Source organism: Meiothermus sp. (genome assembly GCF_026004115.1).
GTDB lineage: Bacteria > Deinococcota > Deinococci > Deinococcales > Thermaceae > Meiothermus.
Genome location: NZ_BPIM01000001.1, coordinates 85,886 through 101,353, shown reverse-complemented (window position 1 = coordinate 101,353; position 15,468 = coordinate 85,886). Strand labels below are relative to the sequence as shown.

General features: G+C 59.7%; 17 protein-coding genes and 1 tRNA gene. 11 read left to right on the top strand and 7 right to left on the bottom strand.

The features are described from left to right. Positions 1-2: 2 nt before the first annotated feature. The 3 genes from Q0X23_RS00485 to Q0X23_RS00475 all read right to left on the bottom strand — a co-directional run bounded on the left by Q0X23_RS00485 (position 3) and on the right by Q0X23_RS00475 (position 1,718). A complete protein-coding gene (locus tag Q0X23_RS00485; protein WP_297858465.1) occupies positions 3-644 on the bottom strand; it encodes an anti-sigma factor domain-containing protein in 642 nt (213 codons plus the stop codon). Then, positions 641-1,195, bottom strand: a complete 555-nt coding sequence (locus Q0X23_RS00480; RefSeq protein ID WP_297858464.1) for an RNA polymerase sigma factor — start codon at positions 1,193-1,195, stop codon at positions 641-643. Before Q0X23_RS00480 ends, Q0X23_RS00485 begins: the two co-directional genes overlap by 4 nt. Positions 1,196-1,298: 103 nt before the next feature. After that, positions 1,299-1,718 (bottom strand): OsmC family protein, encoded by a 420-nt coding sequence (locus tag Q0X23_RS00475; RefSeq protein ID WP_297858463.1) that lies wholly within the window; start codon positions 1,716-1,718, stop codon positions 1,299-1,301. A gap of 164 nt (positions 1,719-1,882) precedes the next feature. On the opposite strand from Q0X23_RS00475, the gene Q0X23_RS00470 reads away from it, so the two are divergent. Then, a complete protein-coding gene (locus Q0X23_RS00470) occupies positions 1,883-2,704 on the top strand; it encodes a metalloenzyme (RefSeq protein ID WP_374707466.1) in 822 nt (273 codons plus the stop codon). Positions 2,705-2,734: 30 nt separating this feature from the next. Here Q0X23_RS00470 and Q0X23_RS00465 read toward each other — a convergent pair. Then, a tRNA-Thr gene (locus Q0X23_RS00465) sits at positions 2,735-2,809 on the bottom strand. 48 nt (positions 2,810-2,857) lie between these two features. Between Q0X23_RS00465 and rph the strand changes: the two genes are divergently transcribed. The 10 genes from rph (at position 2,858) to Q0X23_RS00415 (ending at position 13,029) form a co-directional block, all read left to right on the top strand. Next, positions 2,858-3,574: a ribonuclease PH gene (rph, locus tag Q0X23_RS00460; RefSeq protein ID WP_297858462.1), complete on the top strand. Its 717-nt coding sequence runs from the start codon at positions 2,858-2,860 to the stop codon at positions 3,572-3,574. Between the two features lie 91 nt (positions 3,575-3,665). Continuing rightward, positions 3,666-4,277, top strand: coding sequence for an RdgB/HAM1 family non-canonical purine NTP pyrophosphatase (rdgB, locus tag Q0X23_RS00455; RefSeq protein WP_297858461.1), 612 nt, complete (start codon positions 3,666-3,668; stop codon positions 4,275-4,277). 314 nt (positions 4,278-4,591) lie between these two features. Beyond that, complete coding sequence (locus tag Q0X23_RS00450; RefSeq protein ID WP_297858460.1) at positions 4,592-4,972, top strand: hypothetical protein; 381 nt, start codon at positions 4,592-4,594, stop codon at positions 4,970-4,972. 12 nt (positions 4,973-4,984) lie between these two features. Continuing rightward, positions 4,985-5,395: a hypothetical protein gene (locus Q0X23_RS00445; protein ID WP_297858459.1), complete on the top strand. Its 411-nt coding sequence runs from the start codon at positions 4,985-4,987 to the stop codon at positions 5,393-5,395. A gap of 62 nt (positions 5,396-5,457) precedes the next feature. Continuing rightward, positions 5,458-6,159 (top strand): SDR family oxidoreductase, encoded by a 702-nt coding sequence (locus Q0X23_RS00440; RefSeq protein WP_297858458.1) that lies wholly within the window; start codon positions 5,458-5,460, stop codon positions 6,157-6,159. Positions 6,160-6,809: 650 nt separating this feature from the next. Further along, positions 6,810-8,012 (top strand): maltose ABC transporter substrate-binding protein, encoded by a 1,203-nt coding sequence (locus Q0X23_RS00435; protein ID WP_297858457.1) that lies wholly within the window; start codon positions 6,810-6,812, stop codon positions 8,010-8,012. Between the two features lie 182 nt (positions 8,013-8,194). After that, the gene (locus Q0X23_RS00430; RefSeq protein ID WP_297858456.1) at positions 8,195-9,229 is read left to right on the top strand and encodes a S1C family serine protease; all 1,035 of its coding nucleotides are present in this window, start codon (positions 8,195-8,197) and stop codon (positions 9,227-9,229) included. Positions 9,230-9,435: 206 nt separating this feature from the next. Further along, positions 9,436-10,776, top strand: a complete 1,341-nt coding sequence (locus Q0X23_RS00425) for an aminotransferase class III-fold pyridoxal phosphate-dependent enzyme (RefSeq protein WP_297858455.1) — start codon at positions 9,436-9,438, stop codon at positions 10,774-10,776. Between the two features lie 340 nt (positions 10,777-11,116). Next, positions 11,117-12,622 carry a 4-alpha-glucanotransferase gene (gene malQ / locus Q0X23_RS00420; protein WP_297858454.1) on the top strand — a complete coding sequence of 502 codons (1,506 nt, stop codon included), beginning with the start codon at positions 11,117-11,119 and terminating at the stop codon, positions 12,620-12,622. Positions 12,623-12,633: 11 nt separating this feature from the next. After that, complete coding sequence (locus tag Q0X23_RS00415; RefSeq protein ID WP_297858453.1) at positions 12,634-13,029, top strand: VOC family protein; 396 nt, start codon at positions 12,634-12,636, stop codon at positions 13,027-13,029. A 156-nt stretch (positions 13,030-13,185) separates the two neighbouring features. Here the strand turns inward: Q0X23_RS00415 and Q0X23_RS00410 are convergent, their stop codons facing one another. From Q0X23_RS00410 to Q0X23_RS00400, 3 genes are read right to left on the bottom strand one after another with little or no spacing between them, the layout of a single operon-like run. Then, the gene (locus Q0X23_RS00410; RefSeq protein ID WP_297858452.1) at positions 13,186-13,746 is read right to left on the bottom strand and encodes a 5-formyltetrahydrofolate cyclo-ligase; all 561 of its coding nucleotides are present in this window, start codon (positions 13,744-13,746) and stop codon (positions 13,186-13,188) included. 24 nt (positions 13,747-13,770) lie between these two features. Next, positions 13,771-14,808: a serine hydrolase gene (locus tag Q0X23_RS00405; protein WP_297858451.1), complete on the bottom strand. Its 1,038-nt coding sequence runs from the start codon at positions 14,806-14,808 to the stop codon at positions 13,771-13,773. A gap of 29 nt (positions 14,809-14,837) precedes the next feature. Continuing rightward, positions 14,838-15,434, bottom strand: a complete 597-nt coding sequence (locus Q0X23_RS00400) for an NAD(P)H-dependent oxidoreductase (protein ID WP_297858450.1) — start codon at positions 15,432-15,434, stop codon at positions 14,838-14,840. Positions 15,435-15,468 lie beyond the last annotated feature (34 nt).

Here is a 15,468-nt window from a genome sequence, read left to right as displayed (position 1 = left end):
GGCTACGAGGTGGGCACCCGGCCCAGGGGTTCGGTGGGCTGGGGGCTGCCGCCGGGGGGCTCGAGGCTCACCCCCATAAAGTCGAACCCTTCGTAGTTGGTTTCGAACACTCGCCCCGAAAAAACCCCCAGCGAGACCGGCTCTTCGCCGTTCTTGCGGCCCCAGGCCTGGTAGACCCTGCCTGGAGGCGGAGGCTCGCGCAGCACCATCAAGCAGGGCCCCTCCTCCCGCCAGAGCATGGTGCCAAAGGACTGGCCTTCGCTGTTCTTGATGAGTTGCCACTTCACCTCGGGGTCGACCAGCCAGCGGGCTACCTTGGCCTGTTCCTGAGCGAGTGTCTGGTACTGCCGGTACAGACCCACGCCCCAGCCCCCCAAACCCAGCGCCGCCACTACCAACACCGCAGCCGCCCAACGCAAGAAATTCCGCCTGGGGTGGGTTCTTTGCTGAATCCGGGCCCATACGCGCGGGGGTGGCGTTACCGGCGGCAGGCTCTCGGGGAGGCGCAGCAGCGCCGCCTGAAGCTCCAGGAGTTCCTGACGCAGTTCGGCAGAGGATTGCAGGGCTTGCTCGAGCCGGGTCTTTTCCTCGCCCTCCAGTAGGCCCAGGGCGTAGTCGGGCAGCAGTTCGCGGAGGTCTTTCATGCTTCCTCCGAAACCTGCGGCCCGCCCAGGTACGCGCGTAGCTTGAGCAGGGCCCGGCGCAGCCGGGTCTTGACCGTACCCAAAGGTAGCTGATGGCGCTCGGCCAGCTCAGTGTGGCTAAAGCCATCGAAAAAGGCTTCTTCTAACAGTTGGCGGTCGGAGGGCTCGAGCCTTTGCAAGGCCCGGCGTACCAGAATCCGGTCGGTGGGATCGTCCTCCCGCCACAGGCCCAGCTCCTGATCCGGGCTGTGCAGGTCGTGGTCTTCCAGTTTCTGGGGCCTGGCCTTGCGGCTGCGTAAACGCGAGAGGGCTAAATTACGCCCGATGGTGAATAAAAATGCCGTCACGCTGCCGCGCTCCGGCTGGTAACGGGCGGCCTCCCGGTAAAGCTGGACAAAACTATCTTGCAAAATCTCTTCGGCCTCCTCGCGGCTCTGGAGCATCCGCAGGAGAAGCGCGTACAGCGAGGGGCTATAGCGACGGTATAGCTCTTCCAACGCACGCTCATCCCCTTTGGCAAGGCACGACAGCAGGGCAGTGTCTGGCTCCACGCCTCCATTCAACACTACGTTTGGCTCCGGCGCTATAGATGTTCAAGTATATTAAATCCTCAAGCGCCATTTCCCCTGGGGGTTTACCTTGGTTCGGTGGTACTCAGGCCAGTCGGGCCTCGAGGGTAATTTCGGGAACCGCCGCCAAGGCTTTGGAAATGGGACACTTAGCCTTGGCTTCCTGGGCCAGCTCCTGAAACTTGTCTGCATCAATACCGGGCACTTTAGCCACCAGATGAAGCTCGATTTTGGTGACGGTGGGGCCGTCGCCTAGGTGTACCTTGGCAGTAGCATTCAGTTCTTCGGGCGGGGTGTTGTTGTTGGTGAGCAAAGCCGAAAGAAACATGGCGTAGCAGCCGGCATGGGCCGCGCCCATCAGTTCCTCGGGGTTGGTGCCGCTGGCATCGGCGAACCTCGAGGCCCAGGTATAAGGGCCCTCGTACACCCCGCTTTCTAGTTTCAGGTGGCCTTGACCTTCCTTCAGGGTACCTTTCCAGACCGCGTTGGCTGAACGTATGGGCATAGCATGGCTCCTTTCGCTTACCATCATGCGCTCCTGGAGGTGGGCCTGGCTGTGTTCCAGGTTGCATGTTTGGGTCATGGGCAGTGATAGTGGCTTAGCCCTTCGCGGTGCGCATTGCTTCGGATTTGACCATTCCACCCTCAAAAGCGCACAATGCCTGGGTGCTGGCGTTTTTGTTTGTGGATGGCCTGGGACTCTCCGACGACCTCCGCAGCCCCCTTCGGCGCTTGACTTTGCCCACCCTGCGGGCTTTGAGCGGTGGGTTTGGTCGCCAGCCGATTAGCAAGTCCCATCTGGCCTATCGCGTCCTGGATGCGCGGCTTGGGGTAGAGGGCTTGCCGCAGTCGGGCACGGGCCAGACCACCTTGCTGACCGGGCACAACGCGGCCATGTTGCTGGGCCATCACCAGGGGCCGCACCCCTTTAGCAAGCTGCAAAAGCTGCTGCAACAGGATAGCCTCCAGGTCTGGGCCGTGCAGCAGGGCTTGCGGGTTTTGCACGCCAACGCCTACCGGCGCGAGTATCTGGAAAGGGTAAGGGAGAGCCGCCGTAATCTGCTTTCGGCCTTTGGATTTGCCGCCAGAGCAGCCAACCTGGAGCTTCTTCCCATCGAGCACCCCAAGGCCTTTTTGCCTGCCTTCTGGCCAGGGCCGGAAGCTGCAGGCGAGCGCCTGGCCCGGACAGCCCGAGAGCACGATCTGACCATCTTGGAAAGCTGGGCCCTGGATTATTCGGCCCACCGCTTACCGGATAAGCTCGACGAGCGCTTTGTAGAGCTGGATCGGTTTCTGTACGGCTTTCTGAACGCAAGCGCTGGCGTCACACTAATCCTCACCGCCGACCACGGCAATGCCGAAGAACCCTGGCATGCCCAGCACACCCTCAATCCGGTGCCACTGGTGGTTTATGGCCCCCTGGCCAGGACAATTTACGAAGTGCAAAGCCTTACCGACCTGGCCCCCTGGCTAAAGCAGCAACTGGGCTAGTTGGACCGCTGGTGCCCGGATTGGCTTAGTTGGAGCCGGTGGTCGGATTTGAACCGACGACCGCTCGATTACGAATCGAGTGCTCTACCGCTGAGCTACACCGGCACGCTTGGATATTCTAGCGGTATCGGCCCGTATGGTAAAGTCGCGGCGATGAAACGCAAGGATGGCCGCACGGCCCAGGAGCTGCGTCCCCTCACGCTGCGGATGGGCTACGTAGAGTATGCCGAAGGTTCGGCACTGGTAGAGCTGGGAAATACCCGGGTCCTGGTGAATGTTTCCCTGGCTGAGGGGGTACCCCGGCACGTCTCGGGGCGCGAAGGCTGGCTGATGGCCGAGTACAACTTGTTACCTCGCTCTACCAAAGAACGTAAGGAGCGAGAACGGCAAAAAATTTCGGGCCGTACGGCCGAGATTCAGCGGTTTATGGGTCGGGCCTTTCGGGCTGCGCTGGATTTGAGCTTGTTGCCCAACAAGACGGTAGTGATCGATGCCGATGTGCTCCAGGCCGATGGTGGAACCCGAGTCGCCTCGCTTTTGGGAGGGTATGCCGCTTTGCATATGGCTATGGATCGCCTGGTTAGCCGAGGCAAGATGGACGAATGGCCCCTGACCGAGTTTGCAGCAGTCAGCGTGGGGTGGATGGCGGATGACAGCCTGCTGCTGGATTTGACCCAGGTTGAGGACGAGAACGCCTGGGCCGATCTGACGGTGGTGGCCACCCGGTCGGGCGACATCATCGAGCTACATGGAGCGGGCGAGGGCCGCCCGGTGCCCAAAGCCACCTATCAGGCCATGCTGGAACTGGGGCTGGCCCAAATTCCCGAGATGGTGCGGCGGGTACATGGACAGCTAAAAAACCGGGTTTGATTTGGGGTAGCCGCCGCACACAGGGCGCTGGATTGATGGGCTTGCTCATATGCCTGCGGCTTTTGGCCATGATGCGGTTAAGATGTACTAGATGCGCATGCTGATTGCTACGTCCAACCCAGGCAAGTTTCGCGAGATTAAAGAGGGGCTGGCGCCCCTGGGCTGGACGCTCTTTTCCCTGCTGGACTACCCCTTCAAAATGCCGCCCGAAGAAGGCTCTACCTTTGAGGATAACGCGGTGTTGAAAGCGGCCTATGCGGCCAAGCACAGTGGCATGCCCACCCTGGCTGACGACTCGGGCCTCGAGGTCCTGGCCCTGGGGGGGGAGCCTGGGGTGTACTCGGCCCGCTACGGCAACAAGAAAACCGACATGGAGCGCAATGTGTATTTGCTCGAGCGCCTCAAGGGAGTTCCTAAAGCTCTACGCAAAGCCAAATTTGTGGCCGTGGTGGTGATTGCCTACCCCGATGGCTACATGGAACTCTACCGGGGCGAGACCGAAGGGGAAATCCTCGAGGCCCCCAGGGGGGAGTGGGGTTTTGGCTACGACCCCCTGTTTTACCTGCCCGAGGTGGGCAAAACCTTCGCCGAGATGACCCTCGAGCAAAAAGCCGCCCACTCCCACCGGGGCAAAGCCCTACGAATGCTCGTGGATGCGCATAAGTTCGGATTGCCCCGCAAGGAACAGCCCCTACAGGAGTAGGCCTGCCTCGAGGCGGCCTGAATCCAACCCGGATGGTCTAAGCGTATACGGGTTTGGAGGTTCCAACCATGAAACGATGTTGAGGTATGCCCGTTTTGTCCGCTTCGAGAAAGCCCAAGGGTGGGAGGGGCTTAGCGCCAAGGAACAGGAGTCGGTTCGCTTTTTGCCCCTCATGGAGGATTTGGGCTTGGAAAACAAAACAACCTGCAACTGGGGCGTCCAACTTTTTGTGACCGGTATTCGCCAACCTGGCCAGAATGAAAGCCTATATGGCCTGAACCCGCCAGGGCCTGCTCGTGGGGTACAATTCGCTCATGCGAGTCCTGGCTCTTGTGGTGTTGTTGGGTCTGCTCTCAGCTTGCCAGTCGAATCAACAGCAGTGCACCGTGATTCGGGTGCTCGGAGTGACGCAAGGTTTCAAAGTGGCCAATACCGATAGCCCCAATGCCACCATCAAAAAAGGAGGATGTATCGAGTTTGTTTATGATGACGAGACCGGAGCCACACACCTTGCCCAGAGCAAACCCGGTACTCCTGAGGAGTTGAAATTTTATACCTATAACATGAACAACAAAGGGTACAAGGAGAGAATTGTCTTCAACATCGCCGGGGAGATCGAATACATTTGCTCGATTCAAGATGTCAATGGCTCTCATGCCATAACCATGAACGGTAGAATCACGGTGCAACCCTAAAAGGAGTCAACCATGCGTAAAGTTGGTTTATTGGTGCTGGTTTTGGCGGTAGCCCTGATACCTTTTGTACAGGCCCGGGGGCCGTACCGTTTGCAGGCCATTGCGCAGTTCAACCTGGTAGCCGATCGCGGCGATGTGCGCACGGTAACTTGTCAGTACTGTCATGTTAGCGCCAATGGGGGAGCTCCTTGGAACGCTTTCGGTAACGAAGTGCGGGCCAACTTCAAAGGCAGCATCGGGGACGCCCTCTACGAAGCCCTCAAAGCCATGAAAGACGCCGATGGCGATGGCTACACCGATGTGCTCGAGGTCTTTGCCGGAACGCTACCGGGCGATGCCAGCAGCAAACCTCTGGTTACCCCGCAGTTCCTCATGCAGAGCCTGGAAAAAGCGGGTGGTGTGGATATTTACAAGCCCAAGTAAGGGCGGGTGAATCGTGTGGGCGAACCTTGTGTTCGTCCACTTTTTTTCTGCACGATGAGGGCATGACAAGTTTGCGTGGAAAAGTCGCTTTGGTTACGGGGGCTTCCTCGGGCATCGGCCTGGAGATCGCCAGGCAACTGGTTGCGAGTGGGGTAGGGGTAGGGTTGTTTGCCCGTAGCCAGGCCAAGTTAGCCCGCCTTGCGGGGGAGTTGGGTAGCGGCCTGGCCCTGCCAGGAGACATTACCCGTTACGAGGATGTAGAGAGAGCCGTGCACCAGCTCGAGGCCCATTTTGGCGGCCTGGACTACCTGATCAACAATGCTGGGGTGGGCATTTTCAAGCCCGTCCACGAACTGAGTCCCGACGAGTGGCAGCAGGTGCTGCAAACCAACCTGACCGGACCTTTTTTTGCCACCAGAGCTGCCGTGCCCGCCATGCAGAAGCGGGGCGGGGGCCACATCATTAATATCGGTTCCCTGGCGGGGAAGAACGCTTTTGCGAACGGGGCAGCCTACAACGCCAGCAAGTTTGGCCTGCTGGGCTTTTCCGAAGCCTCCATGCTGGATCTGCGCTACTACGGAATTCGGGTCAGCAGCATCCTGCCCGGTTCCGTAGACACGCCCTTTGCCGGCAACAGCACCGGAGCTGCCTGGAAAATCCAGCCCCAGGATATTGCCCAGGCAGTGTTATACCTGCTGCAAAGCGACCCCCGCATCATTCCCAGTCAGCTTGATCTGCGCCCCAGTCAGCCTCCAAGGAAGTGAGCAGCGGGGTTCGCACAAGAGCTTGCTCCGCAGCCTGCTTTCCGAGTAGCTATCTTTGGGCCCTGGGTCGTTTGTGGGTAGCCACCTTGGGCCAAGCATCTTACGACCCCGATCATACCAAATCCACATGAACCCCTTGCCTTCTTCCCGGAGGAAGAAGGTGGCGACAAACCGACCGCGCTATTTACAAACAGCGATAGGAACACGCTTGACTGCACCTGGGGTGTCGCCGGATGAGGGGGCTTGGGATGACCCTTAAAGCCAACTGTCCAAGTAAAGCTGGTATCAGAAGGTTGCTGCCTGCACGGGAAATATCCATGTAGTGTGAGATAGGCAAACAGGTTCAGTGGTTATGTTTCAGGAACTGGACATTTGTTCCCACACAGACCCTCTGGCTGCTTATCGCTGAATCCTCGGAAAATTGCTCAGGTACGCCAATGTTGAACCAGGCTCCAGCAGAGTCCTGGGGTGATTCCAGACTCTTTACTTCGCTCCGGATTGTAGTAAGATACCATTTGACGCAGAAGGCAGATGAACAAAAAAAACGTTTGGAACATTGTGGAAACGCTGCCATACACTGCTGTCGTGATCCAGAGCAAGCTATGCTTCGATTCCGCATCCGCGACATAGCTTGGAAACAGGAGGAGGAGATGAAGAAAGGTCTTTTGATTGCAGCCATAGCGGCCCTGGGTTTGGTGGGCTCGGCTCTGGCGCAGGGCAGGCTTACGGTCTGGACACACTACGGCGGCCCTGAGCTGGCCTGGCTCAAACAAACCGCAGCCAACTTTGCCAAGAGCAGCGGCACCCAGGTGGAGATCGTCGAGGTACCCTTTGGCGATATTCAGAACAAGTTCATCCTGGGAGCGCCCCAGGGCCAGGCTGCCGATCTGGTGGTGAGCATTCCCCACGACTGGGTGGGGGCCATGGCGGCGGCGGGCGTGTTGGAGCCCATGGGCAAGTATGCGACCAGCAGCTACATTCAGAGCCTCTCGGATGTGGCGGTTGAGGCCCTCACCTACCGTAATCAACTCTTTGCCTTGCCAATGTTCGCGGAGTCGGTGGCGCTTATCTACAACAAGAAACTGGTCAAGGAAGCCCCCAAAACCTGGGATGAGTTCCTCAAGATTGCCCAGGACAACACCAAGGGCAATTCCTTCGGGTTCCTCTACGACCTGGCCAACCCCTATTTCAACTACGGCTGGTTCACCGCTTACGGGGCCACGGTGTTTGGTCGTACTGCACAGGGAGTAGACGCCAGCCAAACCCGCCTGGGCGGTGATGCAGGCAACCGTGCGGTGAGCTTCATCAAGGATCTGCGCTACCGTTACCGCCTGATTCCCGAGGGCGTGGACTATGGCGTGGCCGACAGCGCCTTCAAGGAAGGCGCCCTGGCCATGATTCTCAACGGCCCCTGGGCGATTGGCGACTACAAGAAGGCCAACATTGACTTCGGTATTGCACCCATCCCCAACCCCCCCGGTGGTCAGCAGTGGCGTCCGTTTGTGGGGGTGCAGGGCGTGGCTATGAATGCTTACTCGCGTAACAAGACCGCAGCTGCCAACTTTGCCAAGCTGCTGGTGAGCACCCAGAACCAGATCGCCTTCAACAAAGCCGGTGGCCGTCTGCCGGTTTCTAAACAGGCCGTCCAGCAGCTGCGCAACGATCCGGTGGTGGCGGGCTTCTCGGCTACCATCGCTTTAGGTTCGCCCATGCCCAACATCCCCGAGATGGGTAAGGTGTGGGGGCCCTGGGGGAATGCCCTGTCGCAGGCCGTCCAGAAGTCGGACACCAACGTGGCTCAAATCGTGGCAGCCATGGTAGCAGAAATTAACCGGGGCCTTTCGGGCCGATAGAGCACTACCCACGAATACCCGATACGGCAAAAACCCTCGCTTTCTGAGCCCCCTTCGAGAGAAGGGGGTTTCTCCACTAGTAGATGAGAGAAAAAAGTGTGCACTCCAACATCGAAGTTATGCGCCGATAGGCTACTCTATTTTTCATAGCTGCGCTTCAGCGCACAGACAGGAGACCCTCCATGCGGCGTTTTTGGATAATTTTCGCGGTAGTGGCTTACCTCGGCACGCTGGCCGCGGTGATTCATGCACAGCCGGTACAGACGCCCGGAACCCTAACCGCTGAAATTCAAAGCGCCCTCGAGCAGGTCTACACCCGCGCCCTCCCAGGGGCGGTACGCATCGAGACAATCCCCGAAGGCACGGGTTCCGGTTTTTTTATCAGCGCGGATGGGCTGGTCATGACGGCTTATCACGTGATTGAAGATACGCAGAGTTTTCGGGTGGTGAACTCTAAAAATGAGTCGTTCCCCGCAGAATTGGTGGGCTATGACGAGTTTCGCGATATTGCCATCTTGCGCGCCCGGGTGAATGCCCCGGTGCCGTTCCTGGCGCTCGAGACCAGACAGGGTCCACGTGTAGGCGAGCCTTTGCTGGCCATTGGGAACTCGAGGGGGGCCTTTATTGCGCCGCGCTATGGGCTGGTTAATACCGTCGAACGTGACATTTTCCCCTTCTTCAACTCTATCGCTATCTCTACCACCATTCCCCTGGCCCCCGGTGACTCGGGCGGCCCGGTAATCAACCAGGCCGGGCGGGTGGTTGCGGTGGTGGTGGCGATTGGCCGGCCCAACGGGGTGTTTGAGAGCTACCTGTCGCCTTTACTGGGCCTGGATGAGGTGATAGGCCAGCTAAAAACAGGCCGTAAACGCGATGTGCCTTATATTGGAGTGCAACTTTTCCAGATTGATGATGAAACCGCTACCACGCTGCGCATCCCCAAGGAAGGGGTTTTGATCCGGGGGCTGTTGCGGGGTGGGGCTGCCGAACGAGCGGGCCTGCGTGGCTTTGCGGTGCGCCGGGAGAATGGCCAGGAAGTCTACGATTTTGACGTAATCCTCGAGGCCGATGGTAGACCTTTCAACGATGTCACCGAGCTCCAGCGCTATATCCGCAGCAAAGAGGTAGGTGACAACGTGACCCTGACCATAAGGCGGGGCAGCCAGACCCTCAAGATTGAACTCAAACTCACCGCCAATCCAACCCGGCGTGGCTAGGCGGGTTTTGGGTCATCCTCCTACGACCTGGTAAAAGCCATCAGGTTGGCTTTGCGCTACCGCTCTATTGAAGCGTTATATTTAGCTCCAAAATTGAAAAACTTTTTGCATTACTTAAGAAATGCTTATCTTACTTGACACTCTGACCATTGCTACACCCTGCTTGGGCTACTACCATTGGAGGAAAGTCCCGAAGGGAGGCTTTTATGGAACGCCCATCCAAGGAAGTTATCCAGGAGAATCGCGATTACACCCTGTTTTCATGGTCGGTGCAGAGCACCTCGAACCCCATCCACATGACCAGATCCAAGGGCGTGTGGTTCTGGGATGGCGATGGTAACAAGTGGCTGGATTTTAGCAGCCAGCTCATCAACATCAATGTGGGGCACCAGCACCCCAAGGTACTCGAGGCCATCAAGAAGCAAGTGGACGAACTCTGCTTTGCGGGTCCCAGCTTTGCCACCGAGCCCCGGGGGCAACTGGGTAAGAAACTGGCCGAAGTGACGGGCCTGGCCAAGTCGTTTTTCTGCCTGGGTGGATCCGAGGCCAACGAAAATGCCATGAAGATGGCCCGCCTTTACACGGGCCGCGACAAAATCATCACCCGCTACCGCAGCTACCACGGCGCTACCATGGGTTCCATGACCGCTTCGGGCGACCCCCGGCGCTGGCCGGTGGAGCCGGGCATTCCGGGCATCGTGCGGGCCTTCGACCCCTACTGCTACCGCTGCCCCTTTGGCAAAACCCCGGATAGCTGCCAGCGGGAGTGCGTGAGCCACATCGAAGAAATCATCCAGATGGAAGGCCCCCACACCATCGCGGCCATCATGGTCGAAGGCATTACCGGCTCCAACGGGCTTCTGGTGCCCCCCGACGACTACTACCCCAAACTGCGGGCGCTATGCGACAAATACGGCATCTTGCTGATTACCGATGAGGTGATGAGCGGCTTCGGGCGCACCGGTAAGTGGCTTTCTACGCAGCACTACGGCATCAAGCCCGACATCGTGACCTGTGCCAAAGGCCTCACCAGCGGTTACATGCCCCTGGGAGCGGTGATTGTCTCCAAGCCGATTGCCGATTTCTTTGAAGACCACATGCTCTGGGGAGGCCTGACCTACTCGGGCCACCCGGTCTCGTGCGCCGCCGCCGTAGCGAACCTCGCGGTTTACGAGGAAGAACACCTGTTCGAAAATACCGAGGAGCAAGGGAAGTACTTGGGGGAGCGGCTCGAGGCCATGCGCAAGAAGTACGCCTGTGTGGGCGACGTGCGCTACATCGGGCTTTTTAGCGTGCTCGAGCTGGTCAAGGACAAAGCCACCAAGGAGCCCCTGGCCCCCTTCAACGGCACCTCCCCCGAGATGCAGAAGCTAGCAGGCTACCTCAAGTCCAAGCACATCTACGCCTTCAGCCGCTTTAACATGCTCTGGGTTTGCCCACCGCTGGTCATCAACCGCGAGGAGCTCAAATACGGTCTGGACGTGATCGAAGAGGGGCTGGCCCTGGTCGATGAAGCACTGGGCGTGGTGCGCGCGGCTGCCGACTAGGCGAAAGCTCAGACAAGCCTAGTGGGCTGTCAAGCAAGAACTCGGTATGCACTACGGTCTCCTTCAATAAGCCGCACATCGCGATTTTGCGCAATCAATGGGCTTCAAAACGTACCGCAAAAAATAAGTTACTGGTGCACCTAGCCTTTTTCGAAAGACCAACCCGAAGCCACAGGTAACCTCGGCGGCGTGGTAGTAAATCTCAGCGCCCAGGGCGTAAGGGTTGGTCGAGTCTGGAGTCTGATAGCGGGGTGCGCTTTCTGGGGAAGTAGGGCATCGGGTATCTTCCGCTATAGAAGCGCTTCCATCCTGTACCCAGGTGGGATAGACTAGCCCTATTATGCAAATTAAGCGTTCGTTCGGGATTCTGCTTCACCCTACCAGCTTTCCGGGCCGGTGGGGGATGGGGGCTTTGGGCCGGGAGGCAGAGCGGTTTTTGGACTGGCTGGCCTCCACTGGCGCTAAGTGGTGGCAGGTGTTGCCGCTGGGCCCTACCAGCTACGGCGACTCGCCCTACCAGTCCTTCTCGGCCTTTGCCGGAAACCCCTACCTGGTAGACCCGGAAATGCTCATAGAAAAAGGCTGGCTGGAAAAAACCGAGGAACCCCCGCAATACCCGGCCGATAGTGTGAATTACGGCTGGCTTTACGAGACCCGCTGGCCCCTCCTGCGGCGGGCCTTCACCGGGTTTCAGGCCCGGGGTTCTGCGCAGGACAAAGCGCTTCTAGAGGCTTTTATCCAGGCCGAACAGGTCTGGCTGGAAGACTTTGCCCTGTTCATGGCGCTCAAGACACGCTTTGGCGGCAAGCCCTGGAACGAGTGGAGCTCCGAGCTACGCGACCGCAAACCGGCAGCCCTGGTCAAAGCCCGCGAAGAGCTGGCCTACGAGGTGGCCCTGCATGAGTGGATTCAGTGGTTGTTTTACACCGAGTGGGGTAAGACCAAGGCCTATGCCGAGTCTAAAGGCATTCGGATTATTGGGGACATGCCCATCTTTGTGGCCTTCGACTCCTCCGACGTGTGGGCCCACCCGCAGTACTTTTACCTCGATGCCGATGGCATCCCCACTGTGGTGGCGGGTGTTCCACCCGACTACTTTTCCGAAACCGGCCAGCTCTGGGGCAACCCCCTGTACCGCTGGGATGTGATGGAGGAAGAGAACTTTGCCTGGTGGATTTCCCGCATCCAGCAGTCGCTCAAGCAGTGCCACTTGGTACGCATAGACCACTTTCGGGGCTTTGAAGCCTACTGGGAAATTCCTTTCGGTATGCCCAACGCCATCAAGGGCCGCTGGGTCAAGGCGCCGGGTGAAAAACTTTTCAAGGCGGTGCGAGCTGCGTTGGGAGATGCGCCGATTATAGCCGAGGATCTGGGGGTCATCACGCCCGAGGTAGAAGCCCTGCGCGATGGGTTTGGCTTTCCCGGCATGAAGATTCTCCAGTTCGCCTTTTCTGACGATACAAACGTTTTCTTGCCGCACAACTACCCCCCGCATGGCAACGTGATTGTGTACAGCGGCACCCACGATAACGACACCAGCCTGGGCTGGTTCCGCACCGCGCCTGAGGCCGAACGGGCCTTCATGCGCGACTACCTGGCCCGCTACGATATCCGTTGCCTGTCGGAATACGAAGTAGCGGGCGCCTTGATCGAGCTGGCCTTCAAGAGCCCGGCCAACCTGGCGGTAGCACCCCTGCAAGACGTGTTGGGTCTGGGCCCCGAGGCCCGCATGAACTTTCCCGGCAGGCTGGGGGGCAACTGGTCGTGGCGCTATGCTGAGGGTGACCTCGAGCCCGGCCTGGCCGCCGGGTTGCGGGCGCTGGCCGAGGCCAACCGCCGGATCTAGCGGAGGTTCAGATGAAGATTGGGGGGGTGCTCGAGACCTGCCTTTACGCACCCGACCTGGAAGCAGCTAAGCGCTTCTACCAGGGGCTCCTGGGCCTGGAGCTCTTTGCCGAGCAGCCGGGGCGGCATTTGTTCTTTCGCGCAGGGTCGGGGGTCTTTCTGGTGTTCAACCCCCAAGCCACCCATCAAGAAACCCTTTTGCCGCCGCATGGTGCGCAGGGCAGCGTGCACGTGTGCTTCAGGGTGCCTGCTGAGGAACTGCCTGGCTGGGCGGCGCGGCTCGAGGCCCACGGTTACGCTATTACCTGGGCTGAGTGGAAGGCAGGCCGGAGCCTGTACGTCTACGACCCCGCCGGCAACCTGGTCGAGCTGGCCCCGGCGGCCATATGGGGCTTAGCAGATAGCTGATGGTCTATGGTCTAATAGCTTTGAGGGTCGTCGCAAGCTCCCTCATCCGGCGACACCCCAGACGCAGCTAATAACGTCTCCGGTCCTATTCTCCTGTACTGCTGTCGGGGTGTCACCGCCCGCTACCGTTTGGGGAGAAGGAAGGGGGCTTCGCTATCAAACGCCCATCACCTGATGGGGGGTGGCAATCAGGTCTACGGTGCGCTCAGGTGGGCAGGGGAGGTGCTCAAACACCATCAGGGTATGGGCCAGGGTGGCCCAGGGGGCGGCCACTTGCAGACCCTTGTAGGGAAAGCCATAGCCCTTACCGATCCAGTTGCGTTGCTCGTCCACCGCTACACTGCCTATCAGCACCAGGTCAATCGCGGTCTGACTGAGATCTATGGGTTTGCCCAGTTGGGCGATTTCCCGCACCCGCTTGAGCTGGTGGGGCTTTAGGCCCTCGAGGCTCAGGTACTTCCCGGCTTTGTCTGGGTGCGGCATCAGAACGATTTTTCCAGACTTCAGGGCGGCCTCGCGCAGGGGTTTAAGCACCTGGTCGGGGCCGGCCAGCACCACCGTAGCCAGCTGCCACAGCTTCAGGCTCATCAGGCGTTCAGCAGCCCGGCTGGCCCCCACAAAATTGGGGTGGTGTCCGTGGGGCGGGGTGGGGTAGGTGGCGGCCCGGTGCTGCGCCAGGGCGCTCCAGACCATCTCACGCACTTCACCTTGCGTCACGCTGGCAGTTTATCGCATGGCCATTCATGGCTGGCCGCTGAGCAACAAGCGCAGGAAAGCAGCATCGGAAAAGCCCGTTCTGCGCCCCGCCAGGCTTTCTGCAATGCCCTCGGCCTGGCGTACCACCACCAGCCCCAGTTTGCGGCTGATGTACAGCCGTTGGTCGCCGGCCCCTGCCGCAACCGCCAGGTCGTCGGGCAGACCGGGGGAACCCGCCAGTTGGCCTATGTCCTGCCCCACCCGCCCGATGGCGGCCTGCTGTGCGGGGCTAATGGGGCGGCCCAGCCACCAGGTCAGGCCATAGATGGGGTTGACCCTCGAGGGCTCGAAGCACTTTTCCAGTAGGGTGGCGTCCACAACACGCCGCCCCTGCCAGACCCCTTCGTTTCGCACCAGCTCCCCAAACCGGGCCCAGTTGCGGGCGGTCAGGAAGGCCCCCGAAGGCAGGTGGGGGTTGCCGTCGGATCCCCGGCGCCAGAAGGCGTACTCCAGACCAATCGGCCCGAAGAGGCGGCGCTCCAGGTACAGCAAGGGGTCGCCCCCCAGTTTGCGCCGCATCACCTCGCCAAAAATCTGAAAGGGAATAGGGCCATAGGAAAAGCGGGTGTCCGGCATAGCCTCGGCAGGCGTCTGGATGGCGGCCTGGTAGGTGGGGGGGCGGGCCAGGGTGCCACCGGGAATGCCGCTGGTCAGGTGCAAGAGCTGGCTCAGGGTGATTTGTGAACGCAAGGGGTCGCCCTGCCACTCGGTCAGGGTTTGGGCTACGGGCTCGTCCAGCGAGAGCAGCCCGTCCTGCGCGGCTGCCACAGCCATCACCCCGCAAAAGCTCTTGGTGCCGCTGGCCAGCTCGTGGGCGCGGGTGGGGCTGCCTTGGTTCGGGTAGTCCTCGAACACAATCTGGCCATTCACCATCACCAGGAGGGCAATGCCCCGGTTTTGGGCCGAGTAGTTGGCGGCCAGCTTGTGGTAGGCGGGGTTGGATGGATTGGGCGCGGTCTGTGCAAAGCCACGGGTACTGATTAGCAAAGTGGCGAGGCCCTTAAGAACGGTGCGGCGGTGCATGACCAGAGTCTAGTCTCCCGGGCTGAAGCTTAGCTGAAGCACAGGGGTTTGAGTTCGGGTAGTTTTTGCAGGTGCTCCCGGAAGGCCTCGAGGGTCGCTTTGCGCTCGGCCTCGCTCATTTCGCCCGGCCCATAGGCAATAAACGGGGGCAGCACCTCCATTCCGCAATAGGCAAAAATACCGTAGTGGATGGGCTCGAGCACCCGCAGCAGGTCGCGCTGGGGCGCAGAGCGGAAATAATCCTCGCGGGCCCCCACAGTAAGGCTCAGCATGGCTTTTTTGCCCTGCAGCAGTCCGTTGTCGAAGGAGTGCGCGTCGTCGTAGGCAAAGCCATAGGCAAACACCCGGTCTATCCAGCCCTTCATGATGGCGGGCATTCCGTACCACCAGTCGGGAAACTGAAACAAGAGCAGGTCGGCCCGGCGCACCTTCTCGATTTCGGGCTGAATATCGCGCAGGTCACCCTGTAACTCCTGCGCGCTGAGCACCGGGTTAAAGCGCATGGTGTACAGGTCGGAGAGAAGAATGCTGTGCCCAGCCTGGCTCAAGGCCCGCACCGCCAGGTCGCGCAGGGCGGCGTTGAAGGAGTTGGGGTTGGGGTGGGCATAGATAATCAGGACGTTCATCGGCTCAAAGCCTACGGCTAAAGTTCCCAGGGCT